Origin of the sequence: Streptomyces seoulensis (assembly GCF_022846655.1) — a bacterium.
GTDB lineage: Bacteria > Actinomycetota > Actinomycetes > Streptomycetales > Streptomycetaceae > Streptomyces.
On the sequence record NZ_AP025667.1, the window covers coordinates 6,472,449 to 6,494,105 of the forward strand.

The window sequence follows — 21,657 nt, forward strand, 5'->3', positions numbered from 1 at the left end:
GGCTCATTCTCCCTTCGCGGCCTCGAACAGCTCCGCCCGCGGGTCTTCGTCCGCGGTCGCCTCTCGGTACGCCTCGAGCGCGTCACGAGCCTTCCCCGACAGGTCCTTCGGGACACTCACCTCCACGGTGATCAGCAGATCGCCGTGGCTGCCGTCCTTGCGCGCCGCGCCCTTGCCCCGCGCCCGCATGGTGCGGCCGTTGGGCGTGCCGGGCGGGAGCTTCAGGGTGACCGGGGACCCGCCGAGGGTGGGCACCCGCACATCCCCGCCGAGCGCCGCCTCGGCGAACGTCACCGGGACGGTGACGGTGAGGTTGTCGCCCTTGCGGCCGAACACCTTGTGCTCGCCGACGTGGACGGTGACGTACAGGTCGCCCGCCGGACCGCCCCGCTCACCGGGAGCGCCCTTGCCGCGCAGCCGGATGCGCTGCCCGTCGGTGACACCCGCCGGGATGCGGACCTGCATGGTGCGCGAGGACTTGGCCCGGCCGCTGCCGCTGCACTCCATGCAGGGGTGCTCGGCGATCAGGCCGCGGCCCTTGCAGTCGGGGCACGGGTCGGTGAGCGAGAAGCCGCCGCCCGAGCCCCGCGCGACCTGTCCGGTGCCGACGCAGGTCGGGCACACGCGCGGCGTGCCGTTCTTGTCGCCGGTGCCCGAACACGCCTTGCAGGGTGCCTGCGAGGTCATCCGGAGCGGTACGGTCGCGCCCTCGATCGCCTCGGTGAAGCTGAGCGTCACCTCGGTGTCGACGTCCTGCCCCCGGCGCGGCTGGGTCCGCGTGGGACCCGCGCCGCCCCGGTTGAACAGGCCGCCGAAGACATCGCCGAGCCCGCCGCCGAAGCTGCCGCTCTGCGCGCCACCGGGACCGCCGGCCCCACCGAAGAGGTCGCCGAGGTCGAAGTTGAACTGCCCGCCGCCCGCGCCCGGCCCCGGCCGGAAACCGCCGTTGCCGAACAGGGCGCGCGCCTCGTCGTACTCCTTGCGCTTCTTGGGGTCGCCGAGGACGTCGTTCGCCTCGGAGATCTCCTTGAAGCGCTCCTCGGCGCGGGTGTTGCCCTTGTTGGCGTCCGGGTGGAACTCGCGGGCGAGCTTCCGGTACGCCTTCTTGATCTCCGCCTCGGTGGCGTCCTTGGGGACGCCGAGGACCTTGTAGAAGTCCTTCTCGATGAAGTCCTTGGTGCTCATCCCCGACGTCCCTCCTTCCGGCCCTGCATGATCTCCGTGATTACGTCAGCCCTCCTCCGGGCCACCGTTCTCCTTGTCGTCGGCCGCGCTCTCCTCGGCCTCCTCCGCCTGGACGGTCTGTGCGCCGGGCTGCGGCTCGGCGACGGCCACCCGCGCGGGGCGGATGGTGCGCTCACCGATGCGGTAACCGGGCTGGAGGATGGCCACGCACGTCGTCTCGGTGACGTCGGGCGCGTAGGAGTGCATCAGGGCTTCGTGGATCGTCGGGTCGAAGGGCTCGCCCTCCTTGCCGAACTGCATGAGGCCCATCTTGGCCGCCACGGTCTCCATCGACTCGGCCACCGACTTGAAGCCGCCGACCAGTTCGCCGTGTTCCCGCGCGCGGCCGATGTCGTCCAGCACGGGCAGCAGCTCGGTCAGGAGGCTCGCGACGGCGACCTCCTTGACCGCGATGCGGTCGCGCTCGACGCGGCGGCGGTAGTTCTGGAACTCGGCCTGGAGCCGCTGCAGGTCCGCCGTGCGCTCACCGAGCGCCGTACGAGCCTGGTCGAGCTGGGCCACCAGGGCCACGTCCGCTGCACTTGCGTCCCCAGCCGGGGCCGCCCCCTCCTCGGAGGCGGCCTGCGGCTCGGCGTCGTCGGGGTCCGCGCCGGAGGGGACGTCGGGCTTCTCCTCGAAGCCCGGAGTCTCCTCCGTCACGCGGCACCGTCCTTGCGCTCGTCGTCGACGATCTCGGCGTCCACGACGTCGTCGTCCTTGGCGTCACCGGCGTCGGCGGACGGACCGCCGGCGGCCTGGGCGCCCTGGGCATCGGCGTACATGGCCTGGCCGAGCTTCTGCGAGACGGCCGCGACCTTCTCGGTGGCCGTACGGATCTCGGCGCTGTCCTCGCCCTTGAGCTTCTCCTTCAGCTCGGCGACAGCCTCCTCGACCTCGGTCTTGATCTCGCCCGGGACCTTGTCCTCGTTGTCCTTGAGGAACTTCTCCGTCTGGTAGACGAGCTGCTCGCCCTGGTTGCGGGACTCGGCGGCCTCGCGGCGGGCGTGGTCCTCCTCCGCGTACTTCTCCGCCTCCTGGCGCATGCGGTCGACCTCGTCCTTCGGCAGCGAGGAGCCGCCGGTGACGGTCATCTTCTGCTCCTTGCCCGTGCCCAGGTCCTTCGCGGTCACGTGCATGATGCCGTTGGCGTCGATGTCGAAGGCGACCTCGATCTGCGGGACGCCACGCGGGGCCGGCGGCAGACCGGTCAGCTCGAACATCCCGAGCTTCTTGTTGTACGCCGCGATCTCGCGCTCGCCCTGGTAGACCTGGATCTGCACGGAGGGCTGGTTGTCCTCGGCGGTGGTGAAGATCTCGGACCGCTTGGTCGGGATCGTCGTGTTCCGCTCGATGAGCTTCGTCATGATGCCGCCCTTGGTCTCGATACCCAGGGACAGCGGGGTGACGTCGAGGAGCAGGACGTCCTTGACCTCGCCCTTGAGGACACCGGCCTGGAGCGCGGCGCCGATGGCGACGACCTCGTCCGGGTTGACGCCCTTGTTGGCCTCGTTGCCGCCGGTCAGCTCCTTGACGAGCTCGGCGACGGCCGGCATACGGGTCGAACCGCCGACGAGGACCACGTGGTCGATCTCGCCGAGCTGGATGCCCGCGTCCTTGATGACGTTGTGGAACGGCGTCTTGCAGCGCTCCAGAAGGTCGGCGGTGAGCTGCTGGAACTGGGCGCGGGTGAGCTTCTCGTCCAGGTGCAGCGGGCCCTCGGCGGACGCCGTGATGTAGGGCAGGTTGATCGAGGTCTCCGTGGAGGAGGACAGCTCGATCTTGGCCTTCTCGGCGGCCTCACGGAGGCGCTGGAGGGCCATCTTGTCCTTGGCGAGGTCCACACCGTGGCCGGCCTTGAACTGCTGCACCAGGTAGTCGACGACGCGCTGGTCCCAGTCGTCGCCACCGAGGTGGTTGTCACCGTTGGTGGCCTTCACCTCGACGACGCCGTCACCGATCTCCAGCAGCGAGACGTCGAAGGTGCCGCCACCGAGGTCGAAGACCAGGATGGTCTGGTCGTCCTTGTCGAGGCCGTACGCGAGAGCGGCGGCGGTCGGCTCGTTGACGATGCGCAGGACGTTGAGGCCCGCGATCTCACCGGCCTCCTTGGTCGCCTGGCGCTCGGAGTCGTTGAAGTACGCCGGGACGGTGATGACCGCGTCGGCCACCTTCTCGCCCAGGTACGCCTCGGCGTCACGCTTCAGCTTCTGCAGGATGAAGGCGCTCATCTGCTGCGGGTTGAAGCTCTTGCCGTCGAGCTCGATCTTCCAGTCCGTGCCCATGTGGCGCTTCACGGAACGGATGGTCCGGTCAACGTTCGTGACCGCCTGGCGCTTGGCGACCTCGCCGACCAGCACCTCACCGTTCTTCGCGAAGGCGACGACGGACGGCGTGGTCCGGGCACCCTCGGCGTTGGTGATGACGGTGGGCTCGCCGCCCTCCAGAACGCTGACGACGGAGTTAGTCGTGCCCAGGTCGATGCCGACCGCACGTGCCATGGTTGTTCCTCCAGAGAACTTGAGTGGGACTGGCTCAAGTGTGCCACTCCGATCGCACTGGGTCAACAGACATGAGCGAACCCGGCTCAACTCTTATATGGCTCTTATATGCAAGGCGGCGCCGACGGCCGCCGAACGGGGTGCGGACACCGTTCCGCCGTCCCGGCGAAGGTAACCCTCAGCGACTCACATCACCCCGCGCCCGGCTGCATCCCGCAGGAAGATGGGGGTAGTCTCAGACGGACTGGATAAGTTACCGCTTAGTAATTTCGAGGCCGCTTCAGGAGCCCCTCATGCAACTCGCCGCGATCATCGTGTCGCTGGTCCTGACCGTGGTCGGCGTCGCGCTGCTCGCCCGGGCCATCGGACAGTTCGTCCGGTACTTCAAGCTGGGCCAGCCCGTCCCCGCCGGTACCCGGACCGACAACCCGTACCAGCGCAGTGTGACCCTGGTGCGGGAGTTCCTCGGCCACACCAGGATGAACCGGTGGGGCATCGTCGGCGTGGCCCACTGGTTCGTGGCCGTCGGCTTCCTGACGCTGCCGCCGACCCTGGCCCAGGCGTTCGGCCAGCTCTTCCAGGCCGACTGGACCCTGCCGTTCATCGGCGACTTCCTGCCCTTCGAGCTGTACATCGAGTTCATCGGTGTGATGACGATCCTCGGCATCGCCGTGCTGATGGTCATCCGACTGCTGAGCCTGCCCAGCCGCCCGGGCCGCAAGTCCCGCTTCGCCGGTTCCAAGTCCGGCCAGGCGTACTTCGTCGAGTACGTCATCCTCACCATCGGCCTCGCCATCTACACCCTGCGCGGCCTCGAGGGCGCCCTGCACCACGTGGACCACTACGAGGCGGCGTACTTCGCCTCCTACCCGCTGGTCCTCGCCTTCAAGGCGCTCAGCGTCACCACGCTGCAGAACCTGGTCTACCTGGTCGCCATGATCAAGATCGGGACCTCGTTCATCTGGATGATCGTGGTCTCGCTCAACACCAACATGGGTGTGGCCTGGCACCGCTTCCTGGCGTTCCCGAACATCTGGTTCAAGCGGGACGCGGACGGCGGTGTCGCCCTCGGCGCGCTCCAGCCGATGACCTCCGGCGGCAAGCCGATCGACTTCACCGACCCCGGTGACGACGACGTCTTCGGTGTCTCCCAGGTCGAGCAGTTCTCCTGGAAGGGCCTGCTGGACTTCTCCACCTGCACCGAGTGCGGCCGCTGCCAGTCGCAGTGCCCCGCGTGGAACACCGGCAAGCCGCTCTCCCCGAAGCTGATGATCATGTCGCTGCGGGACCACGCCCACGCCAAGGCGCCGTACCTGCTCGCGGGTGGCGGCAAGACCATGGAGGGCGACGAGAAGGCGTCCGAGGAGCAGCTCGCGGGCGTCCCCGCCGCCGCCCTCGCCGAGGCCGAGCGCCCGCTCATCGGCACCGCCGAGGAGAACGGCGTCATCGACCCCGACGTCCTGTGGTCCTGCACCACCTGCGGCGCCTGCGTCGAGCAGTGCCCGGTCGACATCGAGCACGTCGACCACATCGTCGACATGCGCCGCTACCAGGTGATGATCGAGTCCGCGTTCCCGTCCGAGGCGGGCACGATGCTCAAGAACCTGGAGAAGAAGGGCAACCCCTGGGGCCTGGCCAAGAAGCAGCGGCTGGAGTGGACCAAGGAGGTCGACTTCGAGGTCCCGGTCGTCGGCAAGGACATCGAGGACCTGTCCGAGGTCGAGTACCTCTACTGGGTCGGCTGCGCCGGCGCCCTGGAGGACCGGGCCAAGAAGACCACCAAGGCCTTCGCCGAGCTGCTGCACATCGCGGGCGTCAAGTTCGCGATCATGGGCGGCGACGAGAAGTGCACCGGTGACTCCGCCCGCCGCCTCGGCAACGAGCCCCTGTTCCAGGAGCTCGGCATGGAGAACGTCATGTCCCTCAACGCCGCCTTCGGCGAGGAGATGGACGACGACGGCAAGGTGGTCCCCGAGTCGGCGAAGCCGAAGTCGGCCAAGAAGATCGTCGCCACCTGCCCGCACTGCCTCAACACGCTCGGCAACGAGTACCCGCAGCTCGGCGGCGACTACGAGGTCATCCACCACACCCAGTTGCTCCAGCACCTGGTGGACGAGGGCAAGCTGATCCCCGTGACCCCGGTCGAGGGCATCATCACGTACCACGACCCCTGCTACCTGGGCCGGCACAACAAGATCTACACGCCTCCGCGCGAGATCATCGGCAAGGTCCCGGGGCTCCGGAACGAGGAGATGCACCGCCACAAGGAGCGCGGCTTCTGCTGTGGCGCCGGTGGCGCGCGGATGTGGATGGAGGAGCGGATCGGCAAGCGCATCAACAACGAGCGCGTCGACGAGGCCCTCTCCCTCAACCCGGACATCGTCTCCACCGCCTGCCCGTTCTGCCTGGTCATGCTGACCGACTCGGTCAACGGCAAGAAGAACGACGGCAAGGCCAAGGAGTCCATCCAGGTCGTGGACGTCGCCCAGCTCCTGCTGGACTCCGTCCGGACCCCGGCGGACCCGGCCGACGAGGACGAGCCCGCCACCGAGCCGGAGCCCGAGCCGGTCAAGTAGCGCACCGCTTCGCGCACGACGACGCCCCCCGGCCCACGAGGCCGGGGGGCGCCGTCGTACCCCTGGGGGCGCTTACTTCGGGGACGCCTGCTGCACGACCTCGAACGACCACAGGGTGGAGCCGGCCGCGGCGGGCCCCTGCTTCTCGCCGCCCTCACCGCCGCCCGCGCCCTGGTGGGCGGCCTTCATGGGGCCCTCCATCCACGCCTGGAAGGCCGCGTCGTCGCGCCAGCGGGTGTAGACGAGGTACTGGTCGGTGCCCTCGACCGGGCGCAGCAGCTCGAACCACTCGAACCCGTCCGAGCTCTCCACCGTGTGGGCCCGCGAGGCGAACCGCTTCTCCAGTACCTCCCGCTGCTCGGCGGGAACGGTCAGCACATTGATCTTCACTACGCTCATGCCCCCATCCTGCCCCCGACGGCCCGGCCACGCCCGTCCCGGAATTTTTTCCTCCACGGCGCACAACCGTTCCCGCCCGGCATCGGTCTGATGATCGCCAACCGCTCCGCGGCCCCCTGGGCGACCAGGGCCCACGCGGACTGTCGGCCCCCACCGACTGCGGATGCCCGTCCCGGCATCCCCCGTACGCCGCAGGAGAACCCCATGCGCGCGCACCACAGACTCGTCATGGCGACGGCCACCGCGGCCGCGCTCACCGGCGGCCTGCTCACCCTCACCGCCGCCCCGGCCACGGCCGCCGACTCCACCACCGTGGCCAAGGCCGACTTCAACGGCGACGGCATCGGCGACCTCGCCACCTCGGCCTCCTCCGCCTACGTGGGCGGCAAGAAGGGCGCCGGCCAGGTCGTCGTCCTGTACGGCACCAAGACCGGCGTCACCGGCTCCAAGCGCACCACCCTCAGCCAGGACACCCCCGGCGTCCCCGGCGGCGCCGAGGCGGGCGACGCCTTCGGCGGCACGCTGGCCTACGGCGACTTCAACGGCGACGGCTACGACGACCTCGCGGTCGGCATCCCGCACGAGAAGGTCGGCAACGACGTCAACGGCGGCGCGGTCGCCCTGCTCTGGGGCTCGAAGAGCGGCCTGACCGGCAAGGGCGCCGACCTGCCCGACCCGGCCGTCGGCTCGCACGACATCTGGGGCCACAACCTGGCGGCGGGTGACTTCGACGGCGACGGCCGCACCGACCTCGTCGTGGGCGCCTCCGGCTCCACCCTGTACCTCTACAAGGGCGGCTTCAGCTCCGCCGGCACCGCCGCGAGCCGCACCACCGTCAAGCCGCCGATCCAGGCGGGCACCAGCGAGGACCCCCTCGCCCCGCTCAACCTGACCGCGGGGGACGTCAACGGCGACGGCCGCACCGACCTGGTCGTGGACGGCTACGAGACCAAGACCCCGTACGGGTGGAACACCAACTACTGGCTGCCCGGCACCGCGAACGGTCTCACCGCGGCCCCCAAGAAACTCAGGTCCGGCATCATCACCGGCATCGGTGACATCAACGGCGACGGCTACGGCGACATCGTCAGCGGTGCCTTCTGGGACGGCGGCAAGGCGGACGACGGCACCCCGGTCCCGGACGCCTCCACCGGCGGCCGCGTCAACATCACCTACGGGTCCGTCTCCGGGCCGGACCGCAACGCCGCGATCGACCAGAACACCGGTAACGTCCCCGGCGCCTCCGAGAAGGGCGACGGCTTCGGCGGCGAGCTGGACCTCGGCGACATCAACGGTGACGGCTACCAGGACCTGGTGATCAGCAGCATCTTCGAGGACCTCGGCAAGGCGTCCGACGCGGGCCTGGTCACCGTGCTGTACGGCTCCGCGAGCGGCGTGAACACCGCCACCAAGGCCCAGTCCATCGCCCAGAGCACCGCGGGCGTCCCCGGCAACGACGAGAAGGACGACCACTTCGGCATGGACGTCAAGCTCGACGACGTCACCGGCGACGGCCGGGCCGACCTGCTGGTCGGCTCCGACGAGGACGGCGGCGACGGCGCCCTCGTCTACCTGCCGTCCGACGGCACGAAGATCACCGCGACCGGCTCCCGCTTCGTCGGCGTCAAGAACGTGGGCGTCTCCGCGACCGGCACGCCCTGGTTCGGCAGCATCATCGCCAACTGAGCCCCCGGGCAGATGCCGGCCGACCCCCGAGCGTCCCCCTGACGGTCCCTTAGGGGATGTCACAGGATGGCCGCAATGCCGGGCCCGACCCCCCGGGCCCGGCACGCGGACGGCCGGGAGCAGGTACGTTCGACGGGTGGCTGGATTCAGGATCGGACGCGGGGACCGGGACAACCGCACCGCGCAAGGACAGCAGGCGCAAGCGCCCCAGGGACCGTCGTACGGCGGCCAGGCGCCCCACCAGGGGCACCGGCAGCCCTCCTACGGCTACCCGCAAGGGAACCCGCAGGGGCACCGGTACGGGTATCCGGGGCCGGTGGACGACGGGCCGGAGTACTTCGGCGACCCCGGCCACGGGGCCCACGGCGGCGGGCACGACCCGTACGCGGCGAACCAGCCGGGCCACACCCAGGCGTTCTCCGTCGACGAGGCGTCCGCGTACAACCAGGGCGAGACCTACCACGCGGGCCCGGTCGCCCCGCCCGGCCCCTCCGGCCCTCCGCTGCACTGGAAGGAGCTGCTGAAGGGGATCTTCCTCTCCCCCGACGCGACCTTCCTGCGCATGCGGGACTACACGATGTGGGGCCCGGCCCTGATCGTGACGTTCCTCTACGGCCTGCTCGCCGTCTTCGGCTTCGACGGCGCCCGCGCGGACGCGATCGGCGCGACGCTCACCAACGCGATCCCGATCGTGCTGATCACGGCCGTGGCGTTGGTGCTGAGCGCGTTCGTCCTGGGCGTGGTCACCCACACCCTGGCCCGCCAGCTCGGCGGCGACGGCGCCTGGCAGCCCACGGTCGGCCTGTCCATGCTGATCATGTCGCTGACGGACGCCCCGCGCCTGGTCTTCGCCATGTTCTTCGGCGGCGACGCGAGCTTCGTCCAGGTCATCGGCTGGATCACCTGGCTCGCCGCGGGCGCCCTGCTCACCCTGATGGTCTCCCGCTCCCACGACCTCCCCTGGCCGAAGGCCCTGGGCGCGTCCGCGATCCAACTGGTCGCGCTGCTGTCGATCGTGAAGCTGGGGACGTTCTGACCGTCCTCCGATGCGAGAAAGGGCCCCTGGAGCTTGCCGCTCCGGGGGCCCTGCTCTTTCGGGGAACCCGCCCTCAGGCGTCCAGCACCTGCCCGGACCTGCGCACGACGGGCTGCTCGACGCTCCACGGGAAGTTGATCCAGTCCTCGGTGCGCTTCCAGACGTACTCGCACTTCACGAGGGAGTGGGACTTCTCGTAGATGACGGCGGAGCGCACCTCGGCGACGGTGTCGAGGCAGAAGTCGCGCACCAGCTTGAGCGTCTTGCCGGTGTCGGCGACGTCGTCGGTGATGAGCACCTTCTTGTCGGAGAAGTCGATGCGGTCCGGCACGGGCGCCAGCATCACCGGCATGTCGAGCGTGGTGCCGACGCCGGTGTAGAACTCCACGTTCACCAGGTGGATGTTCTTGCAGTCCAGGGCGTAGGCCAGGCCGCCGGCCACGAAGACACCGCCGCGCGCGATGCTCAGCACGATGTCGGGCTCGTAGCCGTCGTCCGCGATGGTCTGCGCCAGCTCGCGGACGGCCACGCCGAAGCGCTCGTAGGTCAGGTTCTCCCGCACGTCACTCATATCTTCGTCGCCCTCATACCTGGGTCCGGTGGAAGTTCAGGAAGGACCGCGAGGCCGTCGGGCCGCGCTGCCCCTGGTAACGGGAGCCGTAGCGCTCGCTGCCGTAGGGGTGCTCGGCGGGCGAGGACAGCCGGAACATGCAGAGCTGGCCGATCTTCATACCGGGCCAGAGCTTGATCGGCAGGGTGGCGAGGTTGGACAGTTCCAGGGTCACGTGGCCGCTGAAGCCGGGGTCGATGAACCCGGCGGTGGAGTGGGTGACCAGGCCGAGCCGGCCGAGCGAGCTCTTGCCCTCCAGGCGGGAGGCGAGGTCGTCGGGGAGCGTGATGACCTCGTACGTGCTCGCCAGCACGAACTCACCCGGGTGCAGGATGAACGGCTCGTCGCCCTCGGGCTCCACGAGCCGGGTGAGGTCGGCCTGCTCCACCGAGGGGTCGATGTGCGGGTACCGGTGGTTCTCGAACACCCGGAAGTAGCGGTCAAGGCGCACGTCGATGCTCGACGGCTGCACCATGGATTCTTCGTAGGGATCGATCCGGACCCGCCCGGCGTCGATCTCGGCCCGGATGTCCTTGTCTGAGAGAAGCACGTCCCGAGGATACGCAAGGGGCGCGGACCGCCGACAATCGTGACGAGTCCGCGCCCCTGTTCCGGTGGCGCCTACCTCTTCCGCGCCACCTCTTCCGCGCTACCTCTTCTGCAGGGTGACCGGCACCACGCTGCGCAGCCGTGCGCAGCGGGGACACCGGACGAGCCGACCAGGGCCGAGACGCTCGGCCTGCTGCATCGGGAACGAAGTGGCGCTGAAGACGTGCCCGTCCGCGCAGCGGACGACGGTGCTTTCCATCAAGTCCCTCAAGTCCCTTCCCCAGGAGCCGCGTCGGGCGTACTCCCCCGACGCCGAACGGCACATTACGGGATCAAAGAGACGACCTACCAGGCGGCACTCCGGGGCACCTGAAGCCCCCACCGTACGCCCCGGCCGACCCCTCTCCGACGCGACCATGGGGTACAGTGAGCGGGCGTTCGGACATCGACTGCACCCAGGTCGATATGTCCGTATTGCGCGGGTGTAGTTTAATGGTAGAACATCAGCTTCCCAAGCTGAGAGCGCGAGTTCGATTCTCGTCACCCGCTCCATGAAGAAGGCCCAGGTCATCGACCGGGGCCTTTTCTGTTGTGCCGCTGTGGGCGGTGGGCCGCCGCTTGGGCAGGCTCAGACCTTCTCGGCAATCAGGCGCGGATGCTCGGCGGTGAGCAGCCCGATGTCTTCCACGTCCGAAGTCAGAATCGTCACCCGGCCGGGATGCTGCAAGGCGGTCGCGCACAGCATGGCGTCGATGGCGTACTTGTGGCCGTGCAGCCCCGCTTCGGATGGATCGCCTCGACCAACACGGCCGCCGAGGTGATCACGGGCAAGTCCGCGTCGCGAGCCGCCGTCAGCCTCTCGCGGATCTCCCGATCCCGCTGTACGGCCTTTGCCGGGCCCTCGCTTTCCAGAACCAGGACACCGCTCACACGGCAATCTCCGCGTTCGTGGCGTCTCCAGTCAGCCGGGCGCGCTTGGCCGCCACGGCCTCGGGGTCGGCCGGACCGTGCACCCTGTCGAAGTCCGCGATCAGCTCGTCCAGACTGTCGCACGCGATCTGCCGCTGGGCCGCCCCCTGCAGGGTTCCGGCAGTCGAGGTGACGGAGATACCGCTGGTGGGGCCGTCGCTGGGCGGGAAGTCAACGTCGTCGTCAGTCACATTCCGAGCATGCCATTCAAAAGGGCACAGCGGGCGACGAATACACCGCGGCACCGACAGAACGCGGGGTCAGGTTCATGCTGGTCAGGGCCATGGAGCTGGTACGAGCACTGTCGCTTCCCAAGCCGAGAGCGCGAGTTCGATGCTCGTCACCCGCTCCGCGAAACCCCCAGGCCAGAGGCTTGGGGCTCCTTGTCGTCCGGACCGGTGGACGGGCTGCGCATAGGCCATCATGCACTTGGTGGGACCGATTCCGTCCGCTGAGAGTCCCACGGCGCATATCCCGCCGCCGAGTTCGGAGTTCCGAGAGTGCTTTTCGACGTCACCCGCAGCGAACTCGTCGGCGTCTTCGGCGAGGAGCGCCTCGCGTCCCTGCCCGCCAGCGTCTTCCCGCTCGCCGTCGCGGACACCCAGGGTGCCCGCCTGCTGCGGACCGTCGGCGTTCCCACCGGGACGCTCCGGCTGCGTGAGCCCGATGTGGAGTCCGGCCGGCTGCCCCTCGCGCGGGAGGTCGTCGACGTCGAGGACTTCGAGAACGTCCCGGAGGGCGCGGGCGATTGGCCCGTCATCGGCTGGCTGCTCAACGCGCACCTCGCCTTCGACCCCGGTTCCGGCAGGGTGCACGCCTTCGACGCCGACGAGGAGACCGCGCGGGAGCTTCACACGGACGTCTCCTCCCTCATCCACGTCACCCTCCGGTTCCAGCGCCTGCTGGACGAGTTCACCTTCAGCGGTGACGACGGTGACGAGGAAGCCGGCTTCGAGCGCCTGGAGCGCGAGGTCGAGGAAGTCCGGCAGCGGACGAGCAGCATCGACCCGCTCCCCTTCCAGGACGACGACACCGTCTGGTCGGTGGTCGGCGAGGAGATCGCCATGGGCCAGCGCTTCAAGGGCGACAGCCCTGGAGCCCGCTCGCTCTACGGGTGACCGGCGGCCGACGCCGCCCACGTACCGCCGTCAGAGCGGGAGGTCGTCGGGGAGCACCCGGAACGCCTTGTGGCGACCCGACGGGACGGTGTGCTGCGGAGGACGTCCGGAGGGAAGGACCCCCGATGACTTCAGGATGCGGCGCGTGCGTCACCATGGCGCGATGTTGACAGAGGAGGACGCGCGTCGACTGGTGCTTGCCGAGATCGACGACGCGCGGGGCCGCGCGGGGTTCGACCTTCAGATCCTGCGGGTTGAGACCTTGCCGTTCGGGTGGATCTTCTACTGGGGCGCGGTCCAGGATGGTCACAGTGGACGGCGCCCCCGGCTGGGAGGCAACGGTCCGTTCCTGGTGGATCGTGAGAACGAGCGGTTGATCCGTGCACGCACCGGCATCCCCGTGGCTCGTCAGATCGCCGACTACGAACGCCGCCTACGACGCGAAGCTCACGCCAGGAATCTGGCAGCGAAACGACACGTGCAAGAGCGCGCTACCCCAACCCCAGCGACTGTCCCCCGCCCCTCGGAGCGACCGGAATGACCGTCGTCGACACCCACGCTCACCCGTGGATGCTCGGCAGTGAGCAGATCACGGTGCCCACACGACGGGGGCCGTGCCCCGCAGAGAGAAGAGGGAAGTAACCGGTGCACTGGTATTCGGCGGCGCAACTGTCGTCGCCTGGGACGTACTTCCGGACCGCGGCCTTCTGCCTGGTCGTGGCAGTGGCGCTCATCGCGGTCGGACGTCATCAGCGCCGGACAGGGCGCGGCGTCCTCAGCCCGGCCGCCCCCGTCCGTGTGGGCGACGTGTTGCTCCCCGAGGCGCCGCCCGGCAAGGGCAAGCGGGTGGCGGGCCGGGGCTACCTCTTCGTGGGTTGGTTCCTGGTGCTGGGCGTGGTCATCAACCTGATCAACGGCATCAGGGCAGCACGCGGCTAGCCCGTAGGGGATCGCTGACCGGGCCGGGGTGGCCCGCTGGTCACCCCCCGGCGTTGCGATACCAGTGCGTGCCACCAAGGAGGTACTCGTAGACCGGCCGCCCCCGGCTGCCGGTCGTACGGAACGGGGTGCCGTGGTCGCTGATGCGGATGGTGCCCTGGCGGCCGCCGCTGTTCCATTCGAGGTCCACGTACCACTTCACGTCGTGGGTGTCGGCGTGGGCGGTGATGTAGAGGACCTCGGGGTCGGAGCGGCTGACCTTGTACGGGAAGCCGCGTTGGCCGGCCTTCGGCTTGATGACGGGGTTGCCGGCGTCGAGGTCCGTGTCGAAGGACCGCGTCTCCACTCCGCCGCCGCAGCCCGACGACCCGAGGTACGCGTTCCAGGCCGGCGGCGCGCTCGCGTCGACCACCCCTACGTGCATGGACTCGATGACGACGGTCTCGTCCCCGGTGCCCTGGACGGTCAGCGCCACCCGCTGTTCGTCGGCGGCGACGGCGCGGTGCGCCTTGACCCAGCCCGGCACGTACTGCCCCATCACCGGCGGCGCGACGTCGGCGGGAGGCCGGTCGATCAGGTACTTCCCCTCGCACTGCGGGTCGTCCCAGCCGTAGGTGCGGGTGCTCACCGTGAGCGGGACCCCGGCGCCGTCCTGGGCCAGGGCCGTGGCGGTACCGGGGGCCGACCGGTCGGCGTCCCGGCCTTCCCGGTCGACCGTGAGCGCGGTGGCCACCGCGACGACGACGGCGACGGCGGCCGCGACCAGGACCCACCGTCTGCGGGCGGTCCGGCGGCCGGGGGCGGGAGCGGGCTGCTCCTCGGGCAGGACGGGAGGAGCCGCGGGCGTGCTCGGCCGCGCGGAGGGCGGCTCCGGGGCGGCGCCGGACGTTCCGGCCGCTTCCGCGGGCTCCCCCGCCGGGTCCGCCGCGACCCGCCGCGCCCGTTCCCGTGCCGCGTCCGCCAAGACCCAGCGGCGGTGCAGCTCGACCAGCTCGTCCGGTGTCGCCCCGCACAGGCGGGCGAAGCGGGAGACGACGGCGTAGTCGGCCGGTACCCCGTCCCCCCGGCAGTAGCGGTGCAGCGTCGAAGTGCTCATGTGCGCACGCTTCGCCAGACCCTCGTAGCTCAGCCCGGACCGCTGCTTCAACTCGCGTAACAGCGCCGCGAACCCGGCGATCTCCTCGGCCGACCCCACCGGTCCCCCATTCCGTTCGGCATCCCAGGGAGGTCACATCTCCCCAGGTCAGAGCCGGTGCGGGCATCCCAGCGTCCCGAAAATCCGAATGGAATGGCGGAGGGGACGCCGCGTGGCACAGGCTCTGGTCATCCAAGCACGGCGGCCCACCGGACACGGTGACGGCCCCTGCTCGGCCCGGCTTCCACGACTGCGCCTCCAGGCGCGGTCCACTGACGGAAGGCCGGCTTCCGCACTCACAGACAGGGCAAGTCCACTCATGCGTATCGGCACCCGTTCCGCTTCCCGCGCCACCGCCTCCTCCATGATCGCCGTCGCCGCACTCGCACTCCTCGGCGTCCAGGCCGGCGCGGCGACCGCCTCCGCCGCCACCACGGCGACCCCGGTCACCTGCACCGCGGCGAACACCAAGCTGACCGTCACCGAGGTGTCCCGCCCGATCAACCACCTGCTGCTCAAGGCCACCAACACCGGCACCAAGTCCTGCTACGCCTTCAGCGCGCCCTTCCTGCGGGCCGGGGCCGACGCCCAGGCGCCGCTGGCCTGGGTCGAGGAGAGCATCCCGCAGTCCGTGGTGACGCTCGAGCCCGGCCAGTCCGCGTACGCGGGCATCTCGACGTACTCCCCCGACGGCGAGGGCGGCAGCACCGTGAAGACCCTGGGCGTGCTCTTCACCGACCGCAGCGGAAGCTCGACGGACAAGGAGAAGACCCTGACCCTGCCGAACGGCGGGACCTTCTTCAACAGCGCGGCCGCCGTCACCTACTGGCAGGACAACGCGGCGGACGCCCTCACCTGGTAGGGACGTTGTCCGGGGAATCCCCCGGAATCGTCCGTGATCGGTAACACCCGCATCCCCCGGCCGCCGCACCCCGTCCTGACAAGTGGTCGCGACGCGGCCGGGTCAGGGCGGGACGGCAGCGGAAAAGCGGGGGACGGGCATGGCACGGCACAGCGGGACGCGGGGCTGGTACGGCAAGGTGGCCGGGGCGGCGCTCGGGGTGACGATGCTCGCCGCCGGGGCCTCGATATGGACGGCGCAGGCCGGCACCGTGAGCGGGTCCGCGCCGAAGGCGGCACCGAGCAGCGCGGTCAAGACGGTCGCCGTGACCATCGCGCACGCCTCCGACAAGGGCGCGCGCGGCGTCAACATCACCATCGACGACGGCCCGGACCCCACCTGGACCCCCCAAGTCCTGGACGTGCTGCGGGAGTACGGGGTGAAGGCCACGTTCTGCATGGTGGGTACGCAGGCGCAGGCCCACCCCGGCCTCGTGAAGCAGGTGGTCGCCGCCGGGCACCGGCTCTGCGACCACACGGTGTCGCACGACACCGCCATGGACAAGAAGTCCCCGGCCTACCGCTCCCAGCAGATACTCGACGCCGAACGCATGATCACCGAGGCGTCCGGGGGCGTACGGCCGATGTACTACCGCGCCCCCGGCGGCGCCTTCACCCCCGACAGCCGCAAGCTCGCCGCCTCCCGGGGCATGCGCCCGCTGGGCTGGAACGTGGACACCAAGGACTTCGAGCAGCCGGGCGCGGACGCCATCGTGGCCACGGTCGAGCGTGAACTCCCCAACGGCCCCACGCTGTTGTTCCACGACGCGGGCGGCGACCGCTCCCAGACCGTCGAGGCCCTGCGCCGTGTGCTGCCCCGGCTGAAGGAGCAGGGCTACTCGTTCGGCTTCCCCGTGCGCTGAGACACCGGTCCCGCACTCGACACAGGGCGGCGAAGACCTCCCGAACACCCCATCCTCGAAAGGAACCTCCCCGTGATGAACCGCCACCTGCGCAAGGCCGTCGTCGTCTCCGCCGCGATCGCCGCCGGACTTCTGATGACCGCGTGCCAGAGCGGTACCGGCACGGAAGTGGACGGCAAGAGCCCCACGTCCGTCACGGAGCACGCCTCGGCAGCCGGGAAGTCCGAGGGCACGGCCCCGGCGACCGAGCCGAGCACCGCCCAGCGGAACGCCGGCACCGGCAGTGGCACCGGCAGTGGCAGTGGCACCGGCAGTGGCAGTGGCACCGGCAGTGGCAGTGGCACCGGCACCGGCACACGCCCCGCCGCCCCCGCCCCGTCGCCCACCCGCGACACCGCCCTGGAGGGCATCGACAAGGGCGAGGGCGTCGACGGAACCTGGTTCGGCAACGTCTCCTACCTGGCTCCGGGCAAGTACACCGTCTCCGACATGAAGGGCGTCGAGCAGCAGTTCCTCCTCGCCGAGGACACCGAGATCCGCGGCTACGACGACATCTGCGGCGACCCGGGCGCGGCCGACGGCACCCGGTGCACCGAGGCCGACCTGGAGGCGGCCGCCAAGAAGGGCTTCAGCGCCGAGGTCGTCATCAGCAACGGCATCGCCACCAGCATCCGCGACGACCACTGAGCACCGGGGCGGCGACGCCTCACGCCGGTTCGAGCCGCGGCTCCGCTCGCGGCGCCGGCGGCACCGACTCCGGTTCCCACCGGCTGGTGGTCCGTACGTAGCCGTGGATCATCATGGCCAGTGCCAGGAGGAGGAGGGGACCGGCCACCAAGGGGTGCCCCGCCATCTCCACCGGTATGTAGCGGACCGAGAGGAGGAGCGCGGTGAAGACCCCCGCCCCGTAGGCGATCAGCCGGACGGCCGGACGATCCCAGCCGTGGTCGTACGCGCGAAGGACCGTCTCGATCGTGAGCGTGAACACCACGCCGGCGATGAGGTCGATGCCGTAGTGGTAGCCGAATCCCAGCGTCGCGGCGAGGGTGGCGACGAGCCAGAACGTCCCCGCGACGCGCATGAAGCGCGGGGCCCTGCGGGAGTGGATGAAGATCGCGGTGGCCCACGCCGTGTGCAGGCTGGGCATGCAGTTGCGGGGCGTGATCATGTCGTACGTCACCGGGTGCGGGGAGCCGACCGGCGGCGGGGTGTGCGGCCACAGCTCGGCGACCGCCCAGTGCGCGCTTCCCGTACCGAACGCGCCGGTGCCGTAGGCGAAGACGGGCCCGACCACGGGGAAGAGCATGTAGACGGCCGGCCCGAGCAGGCCGATCACCAGGAACGTACGCACCAGATGGTGGGCCGGGAAGCGGCGCTCGACCGCCACGTTGCGTAGCTGGTACAGCGCCACGACGACCGCGGCCACGGCGAGCTGACCGTAGACCGCGTGGAGGACATGGGCGCCGACCGTGCCCGTGGCCTCGACGATGCGGCCCGCCACCCACGACGGGTTGCCCAGCGCGTGATCGGCGGCGGCCACGTACGGGTCGAGCACCTCCGGGCGGGACTTCGCCGTGATCAGCAGCCAGGTGTCACCCGTCTTGCGGCCGGCCACCAGCAACAGGCCCAGCCCGACGCCCTTCAGCAGCAGGACGCGTTCCTGGCCGGTGCGGCGGGTGACGGCGACGACCCCGCAGCCCAGCATCACCCACAGCGCGCCGTTGCCGAAGGGGTAGCCCTCGGTCCCCCCGACACCGAACGCCCACCGTCCCAGCGCGAGGACGACGTCGATACCGATCGCCGCTCCCAGGGCGACGAAGCGTTGCCGCCAGGTGAGCACCACCATCGTCAACGCCATTCCGGCGTACAGCAGGGCGGCCGACTTGGGGCGGCGTACCACCTCCGCGACCTGGTTGGTGAGCGGTCCGGGCAGGCCGTAGCGACGCGTGGTCATCTCCAGCAGGACGAGGAACCCGAGAGCCGTCACACCCACCACGGCCCAGAGGACCTGCCGTGGCCGGCCCCGCACCGAGGACGCGGCTCTGCCGGATATTCGCGAAGACCCCCGTGACAACATGCGCCTCGTTCTCTGTTCGGTTTGCCGGATTCCGGTCGGTAAAGGTGAAATTGGCCGCGTGAGCGGTGAAGTCGCGCTCAACCTAGCGACCCCGCGCCGGAGTCGGTATGTCGGGCATGACGGCACCACACCACCCCGAAGCCAATCAAAGGTGGCATGAAAAAGCGCCCCTGGGGACAGAAATCGATCACCCAGGGGCGCCCGAAACGCGGGCTAACGTCACGAAGGACGCGCCGTGGAGCTAGGACCGCAGCGCGGTGCGGGGGCGGTCGTCGGCGGGCGGGGCGGGATGCGTCGGCGTGCCGTCGTCGGGCGGGGCAGGATGCGTCCGCGTGCCGTCGTCGGTCGCGCCGGGCTCGCCAGGCCGGTGCCCCGCCGTGGAGCCGTGGCGTCCGCGGCGGCGCCTGCGGCCGATGCCCGGCAGGGCGTCGCTGTAGCGGAAGTCCGCTATGCGGGCGTCGTGCTGGGTGTTGAGGCTGCGGATCAGGAAGACGCCGACGACGATCAGGATGAGCAGCACGGCCAGGCCGATGAGTGTCATGGCCCTCACCGCCCCGGTACCTGGGACCGCGACGACGGAGCGGCTCCGCCTTCGGTCTCCCACGTCGCTTCGCGGCTCCTGGTCTCCCGGTCCCGCGGGTCCGGCACGGCCTGAGCCGCGTCCGGCTCGTCCGTCCGGCGCGTGGCCGGACCCGATGCCGTCATGGAATAGCGGTAAGGCGGGGAATGGGCACGCCTTCCCGATGTCGTCCGGCCGATGGTCACGTTCATGACGCGAACCTGTCTCCGGGGCCGTCCGTCCGGGACGGCCCGGCATTGCCGATCACCGGGAACTGCACCTGCGGGACGCCGATGTACGAGTGGCTCCCGATGCCTCCAGCCTACTCCGGCACGTGACGCACCCATGGGCATTCGTTCCCCTCCCGCCGAGCGGGTGGGGAGTAGCGTGAGGGCGAGGGTCACGCCCTCGCCGACAGCCGCTCCAGCACCGACCGGCGGCCGGCGGCCGGCCGGACCCGACAGGCAGGTGAGTCGCATGGCCGTCCTCCATTCGCCGGGCCCCTCTCGCCGCCCGGCCCGGACCGTGACGCACAGGACGGATCACCGAAGCGGATGAGCGCCGACGCAGGACATGAGGGGCGGCTGTCGGCGGTGGCGCCGGGGCTGTGGCGGCAGGTCGTCGAGCAACTGCGCACGGCCGTGACCGTGGTGGACCGGGACGGACGGATCGTCGCCGCCAACCCGGCGGCCGAGCGGCTGCTGGGCCGCGCCGCGGCCGCGCTGTACGGGCAGGACATCCACGACCTGTGCCATCGGGACCCCGAGGGCGTGCGCGTCCCACGGGACGAGTGCCCGCTGCTGCGGGGCCTGGCCCGGGGGCGTTCGGCGCACGCCGGGGACGACGACCGGTGCCTGCGCGGCGACGGCCGGCTGGTCCCGGTCTCCTGGTCGGCGTCGCCCCTGACGGACGGCGGCGCCGTGACCGGCATGGCCGTGCTGATCACCGCGACCACGACGGACCCCGACACGCGGCGCAACGACGCCGAACAGGCCGAGCAGGCGGCTCACACGAGCGCGCTGCAGAGCCTCGCCGAACGGCTCACGCTCGTCGCGGAGATCACCGACGTGCTCGGTCAGACCCTGGAGGTGGACGAGGCGCTCGCCCGGCTGAGCCGCCTGCTGGTGCCCCGCCTGGCCGACTGGGCGGCGGTGGACCTGCGCATCGGTTCCCGCCAGGTGCACCGGGTGGCGGTGACCGGTCCGGCGGGCCGGGACGCCGGGCAGGAGGACTGGCGCGGCCGACTTCCGCCCGCCGGGGAGACGGCACGCTCACCGGTGGTCCAGGTCCTGCGCGGCGGGGACCCCGTCCTGCACGACAGGCCGGACACGACGGCACCGCCCGAATCCCCGCTGGCCGCCGTGCACACGGGCTTCCTCCGGGCGGCGGGCGCGACTTCCGTGATCACGGTGCCGCTGGGGACCAAGCGCCAGATCACCGGCGCGCTGACGCTGGTGCGCACCGACCCGGAACGCCCCTTCGACGCGGCCGACCTGGAGGTGGTGAGCGACATCGGACGCCGGGTCGGCCTCGTCATCGACAACGCCCGCCGGTTCGGCCGCCAGCGCGCTGTCGCCGAGGCCATGCAGCGCAACCTCCTCCCGCCGCTGCCCCGGCACGGCCGGCTCCAACTGGCCGCCCACTACCAGCCCGCCCCGGCCGGCTCCCAGGTCGGCGGCGACTGGTACGACGCGTTCGAGACGAAGGACGGCGCCCTCGCGCTGGTCATCGGCGACGTCGTGGGCCACGATCTGACCGCAGCGGCCGGCATGGCGCAGTTGCACGGCATCCTGCGCTCCCTCGCCTGGGACCAGAGCGGACCGACCGGTCCCGTCGTGGACCGTCTCGACGACGCCATGCCCGCCATCACCACCGTGCCGATGGCCACGCTCGTCCTCGCCCGGGTGGAAGGCCCGGACACCGGACCGTGGACGCTGCACTGGACCAGCGCCGGTCATCCGCCGCCCCTGCTGCTGACCCCGGACGGGAACGCGCGCTACCTCGAAGCAGGGCAGGGGCTCCTCCTCGGCGCCCGACTGGGGAGCGCGGCCCGACGGCCGAGCGCCGCGCACGTCCTGCCGCCGGGCTCCACCCTCCTCCTCTACACCGACGGGCTGATCGAGATCCCCGGCAGCGACCTCGACACCGGGCTCCGCCGGCTGCGCCGCCACGCCCTGGCGCTCGCGCAGGAGCCGCTGGACACGCTGTGCGACCGGCTGTCGGCCCGCATGTCGCCGGGCAGCACCGACGACATCGCCCTCCTGGCCCTGCGTACGCCCACGTCGTGACGAGCGGCTTTATCCCGCGGCCGACAGGTGCCGTCTTCCGGTTTCCGCGGGCGATCCGGGTGAATATTCCGACCGCGACAAGCGGAGCGTAATTTTTTTTCGGACAGGCCGTCCCCCGCCGTGCTAGTGTCGATCCAAGTTGCGGTTGTGGTTACCAAAAGGTCTTATTCCTACGGGCTGATCATCGCGGCGACACGTAGTCGGCACAAGGCCGACCGCGAGCACCGTTTT

21 protein-coding genes, 1 tRNA gene and 1 pseudogene are annotated in these 21,657 nt (G+C 70.5%); 11 read left to right on the plus strand and 12 right to left on the minus strand.

From position 1 onward, the window contains the following. Positions 1 to 3: 3 nt before the first annotated feature. From dnaJ to dnaK, 3 genes are read right to left on the minus strand one after another with little or no spacing between them, the layout of a single operon-like run. The gene (gene dnaJ, locus HEK131_RS29780) at positions 4 to 1,185 is read right to left on the minus strand and encodes a molecular chaperone DnaJ (RefSeq protein ID WP_244451870.1); all 1,182 of its coding nucleotides are present in this window, start codon (positions 1,183 to 1,185) and stop codon (positions 4 to 6) included. A 45-nt stretch (positions 1,186 to 1,230) separates the two neighbouring features. Then, the gene (gene grpE, locus HEK131_RS29785; RefSeq protein ID WP_244451871.1) at positions 1,231 to 1,884 is read right to left on the minus strand and encodes a nucleotide exchange factor GrpE; all 654 of its coding nucleotides are present in this window, start codon (positions 1,882 to 1,884) and stop codon (positions 1,231 to 1,233) included. Next, positions 1,881 to 3,722, minus strand: a complete 1,842-nt coding sequence (gene dnaK, locus HEK131_RS29790; RefSeq protein ID WP_217465031.1) for a molecular chaperone DnaK — start codon at positions 3,720 to 3,722, stop codon at positions 1,881 to 1,883. The genes grpE and dnaK overlap by 4 nt, the downstream gene beginning before the upstream one ends. Positions 3,723 to 4,015: 293 nt before the next feature. On the opposite strand from dnaK, the gene HEK131_RS29795 reads away from it, so the two are divergent. Next, the gene (locus HEK131_RS29795; protein WP_217465032.1) at positions 4,016 to 6,298 is read left to right on the plus strand and encodes a (Fe-S)-binding protein; all 2,283 of its coding nucleotides are present in this window, start codon (positions 4,016 to 4,018) and stop codon (positions 6,296 to 6,298) included. Positions 6,299 to 6,370: 72 nt separating this feature from the next. Here HEK131_RS29795 and HEK131_RS29800 read toward each other — a convergent pair whose 3' ends face one another. Then, positions 6,371 to 6,697, minus strand: coding sequence for an antibiotic biosynthesis monooxygenase family protein (locus HEK131_RS29800; protein ID WP_244451872.1), 327 nt, complete (start codon positions 6,695 to 6,697; stop codon positions 6,371 to 6,373). Between the two features lie 204 nt (positions 6,698 to 6,901). Between HEK131_RS29800 and HEK131_RS29805 the strand changes: the two genes are divergently transcribed. Continuing rightward, entirely contained in the window at positions 6,902 to 8,383 is a 1,482-nt protein-coding gene (locus HEK131_RS29805) for an FG-GAP repeat domain-containing protein (protein ID WP_244451873.1), read from the plus strand. A gap of 136 nt (positions 8,384 to 8,519) precedes the next feature. Further along, complete coding sequence (locus tag HEK131_RS29810) at positions 8,520 to 9,419, plus strand: Yip1 family protein (protein WP_244451874.1); 900 nt, start codon at positions 8,520 to 8,522, stop codon at positions 9,417 to 9,419. Positions 9,420 to 9,492: 73 nt separating this feature from the next. On the opposite strand, the gene HEK131_RS29815 is transcribed toward HEK131_RS29810, so the two are convergent. The 3 genes from HEK131_RS29815 to HEK131_RS29825 all read right to left on the minus strand — a co-directional run bounded on the left by HEK131_RS29815 (position 9,493) and on the right by HEK131_RS29825 (position 10,837). After that, positions 9,493 to 9,990 carry a phosphoribosyltransferase gene (locus tag HEK131_RS29815; protein WP_244451875.1) on the minus strand — a complete coding sequence of 166 codons (498 nt, stop codon included), beginning with the start codon at positions 9,988 to 9,990 and terminating at the stop codon, positions 9,493 to 9,495. A gap of 13 nt (positions 9,991 to 10,003) precedes the next feature. Then, positions 10,004 to 10,579: a dCTP deaminase gene (gene dcd, locus HEK131_RS29820; RefSeq protein WP_161148366.1), complete on the minus strand. Its 576-nt coding sequence runs from the start codon at positions 10,577 to 10,579 to the stop codon at positions 10,004 to 10,006. 99 nt (positions 10,580 to 10,678) lie between these two features. Next, positions 10,679 to 10,837, minus strand: coding sequence for a hypothetical protein (locus HEK131_RS29825; RefSeq protein ID WP_217465036.1), 159 nt, complete (start codon positions 10,835 to 10,837; stop codon positions 10,679 to 10,681). Between the two features lie 219 nt (positions 10,838 to 11,056). Between HEK131_RS29825 and HEK131_RS29830 the strand changes: the two genes are divergently transcribed. Beyond that, positions 11,057 to 11,130 (plus strand) — tRNA-Gly (locus tag HEK131_RS29830). A gap of 76 nt (positions 11,131 to 11,206) precedes the next feature. Here HEK131_RS29830 and HEK131_RS29835 read toward each other — a convergent pair. Both HEK131_RS29835 and HEK131_RS29840 read right to left on the minus strand, forming a co-directional pair. Beyond that, positions 11,207 to 11,508, minus strand: a pseudogene (locus HEK131_RS29835) (DNA-binding protein). Then, entirely contained in the window at positions 11,505 to 11,738 is a 234-nt protein-coding gene (locus HEK131_RS29840) for a hypothetical protein (protein WP_244451876.1), read from the minus strand. Before HEK131_RS29840 ends, HEK131_RS29835 begins: the two are co-directional and overlap by 4 nt. A 309-nt stretch (positions 11,739 to 12,047) precedes the next feature. Between HEK131_RS29840 and HEK131_RS29845 the strand changes: the two genes are divergently transcribed. The 3 genes from HEK131_RS29845 to HEK131_RS29855 all read left to right on the plus strand — a co-directional run bounded on the left by HEK131_RS29845 (position 12,048) and on the right by HEK131_RS29855 (position 13,604). Next, positions 12,048 to 12,665 (plus strand): SUKH-4 family immunity protein, encoded by a 618-nt coding sequence (locus tag HEK131_RS29845; RefSeq protein ID WP_244451877.1) that lies wholly within the window; start codon positions 12,048 to 12,050, stop codon positions 12,663 to 12,665. A 163-nt stretch (positions 12,666 to 12,828) separates the two neighbouring features. Further along, positions 12,829 to 13,206 carry a hypothetical protein gene (locus HEK131_RS29850; RefSeq protein ID WP_244451878.1) on the plus strand — a complete coding sequence of 126 codons (378 nt, stop codon included), beginning with the start codon at positions 12,829 to 12,831 and terminating at the stop codon, positions 13,204 to 13,206. Between the two features lie 104 nt (positions 13,207 to 13,310). Further along, positions 13,311 to 13,604: a hypothetical protein gene (locus HEK131_RS29855; protein WP_244451879.1), complete on the plus strand. Its 294-nt coding sequence runs from the start codon at positions 13,311 to 13,313 to the stop codon at positions 13,602 to 13,604. Positions 13,605 to 13,644: 40 nt separating this feature from the next. Here the strand turns inward: HEK131_RS29855 and HEK131_RS29860 are convergent, their stop codons facing one another. Beyond that, positions 13,645 to 14,799: a helix-turn-helix domain-containing protein gene (locus HEK131_RS29860; RefSeq protein ID WP_244451880.1), complete on the minus strand. Its 1,155-nt coding sequence runs from the start codon at positions 14,797 to 14,799 to the stop codon at positions 13,645 to 13,647. Between the two features lie 259 nt (positions 14,800 to 15,058). Here HEK131_RS29860 and HEK131_RS29865 point away from each other — a divergent pair, with 259 nt between their 5' ends. From HEK131_RS29865 to HEK131_RS29875, 3 genes are all read left to right on the plus strand, one after another. Beyond that, a complete protein-coding gene (locus HEK131_RS29865; RefSeq protein WP_244451881.1) occupies positions 15,059 to 15,601 on the plus strand; it encodes a DUF4232 domain-containing protein in 543 nt (180 codons plus the stop codon). A 139-nt stretch (positions 15,602 to 15,740) separates the two neighbouring features. Next, positions 15,741 to 16,502: a polysaccharide deacetylase family protein gene (locus HEK131_RS29870; RefSeq protein WP_244451882.1), complete on the plus strand. Its 762-nt coding sequence runs from the start codon at positions 15,741 to 15,743 to the stop codon at positions 16,500 to 16,502. Between the two features lie 75 nt (positions 16,503 to 16,577). After that, a complete protein-coding gene (locus HEK131_RS29875) occupies positions 16,578 to 17,189 on the plus strand; it encodes a hypothetical protein (RefSeq protein ID WP_244451883.1) in 612 nt (203 codons plus the stop codon). Between the two features lie 19 nt (positions 17,190 to 17,208). Here HEK131_RS29875 and HEK131_RS29880 read toward each other — a convergent pair whose 3' ends face one another. Together HEK131_RS29880 and HEK131_RS29885 are read right to left on the minus strand one after the other, a co-directional pair. Next, on the minus strand, positions 17,209 to 18,498 hold the full coding sequence (locus tag HEK131_RS29880; protein WP_244451884.1) for a phosphatase PAP2 family protein: 1,290 nt from the start codon (positions 18,496 to 18,498) through the stop codon (positions 17,209 to 17,211). A gap of 322 nt (positions 18,499 to 18,820) precedes the next feature. After that, positions 18,821 to 19,120, minus strand: a complete 300-nt coding sequence (locus tag HEK131_RS29885; protein WP_244451885.1) for a hypothetical protein — start codon at positions 19,118 to 19,120, stop codon at positions 18,821 to 18,823. A 572-nt stretch (positions 19,121 to 19,692) separates the two neighbouring features. On the opposite strand from HEK131_RS29885, the gene HEK131_RS29890 reads away from it, so the two are divergent. Continuing rightward, entirely contained in the window at positions 19,693 to 21,426 is a 1,734-nt protein-coding gene (locus tag HEK131_RS29890; RefSeq protein ID WP_244451886.1) for a SpoIIE family protein phosphatase, read from the plus strand. Positions 21,427 to 21,657 lie beyond the last annotated feature (231 nt).

What these genes read in the sequence shown, in the direction of transcription:
- HEK131_RS29805 (WP_244451873.1), top strand. Translation starts at nt 6,902, where the DNA reads ATGCGCGCGCACCACAGACTCGTCATGGCGACGGCCACCGCGGCCGCG.
- HEK131_RS29850 (WP_244451878.1), top strand. Translation starts at nt 12,829, where the DNA reads ATGTTGACAGAGGAGGACGCGCGTCGACTGGTGCTTGCCGAGATCGAC.
- HEK131_RS29890 (WP_244451886.1), top strand. Translation starts at nt 19,693, where the DNA reads ATGAGCGCCGACGCAGGACATGAGGGGCGGCTGTCGGCGGTGGCGCCG.
- dnaJ (WP_244451870.1), bottom strand. Translation starts at nt 1,185, where the DNA reads ATGAGCACCAAGGACTTCATCGAGAAGGACTTCTACAAGGTCCTCGGC.
- HEK131_RS29815 (WP_244451875.1), bottom strand. Translation starts at nt 9,990, where the DNA reads ATGAGTGACGTGCGGGAGAACCTGACCTACGAGCGCTTCGGCGTGGCC.
- HEK131_RS29885 (WP_244451885.1), bottom strand. Translation starts at nt 19,120, where the DNA reads ATGACACTCATCGGCCTGGCCGTGCTGCTCATCCTGATCGTCGTCGGC.
- HEK131_RS29870 (WP_244451882.1), top strand. Translation starts at nt 15,741, where the DNA reads ATGGCACGGCACAGCGGGACGCGGGGCTGGTACGGCAAGGTGGCCGGG.
- dnaK (WP_217465031.1), bottom strand. Translation starts at nt 3,722, where the DNA reads ATGGCACGTGCGGTCGGCATCGACCTGGGCACGACTAACTCCGTCGTC.
- HEK131_RS29795 (WP_217465032.1), top strand. Translation starts at nt 4,016, where the DNA reads ATGCAACTCGCCGCGATCATCGTGTCGCTGGTCCTGACCGTGGTCGGC.
- HEK131_RS29875 (WP_244451883.1), top strand. Translation starts at nt 16,578, where the DNA reads ATGAACCGCCACCTGCGCAAGGCCGTCGTCGTCTCCGCCGCGATCGCC.
- HEK131_RS29800 (WP_244451872.1), bottom strand. Translation starts at nt 6,697, where the DNA reads ATGAGCGTAGTGAAGATCAATGTGCTGACCGTTCCCGCCGAGCAGCGG.
- HEK131_RS29825 (WP_217465036.1), bottom strand. Translation starts at nt 10,837, where the DNA reads ATGGAAAGCACCGTCGTCCGCTGCGCGGACGGGCACGTCTTCAGCGCC.
- HEK131_RS29865 (WP_244451881.1), top strand. Translation starts at nt 15,059, where the DNA reads ATGCGTATCGGCACCCGTTCCGCTTCCCGCGCCACCGCCTCCTCCATG.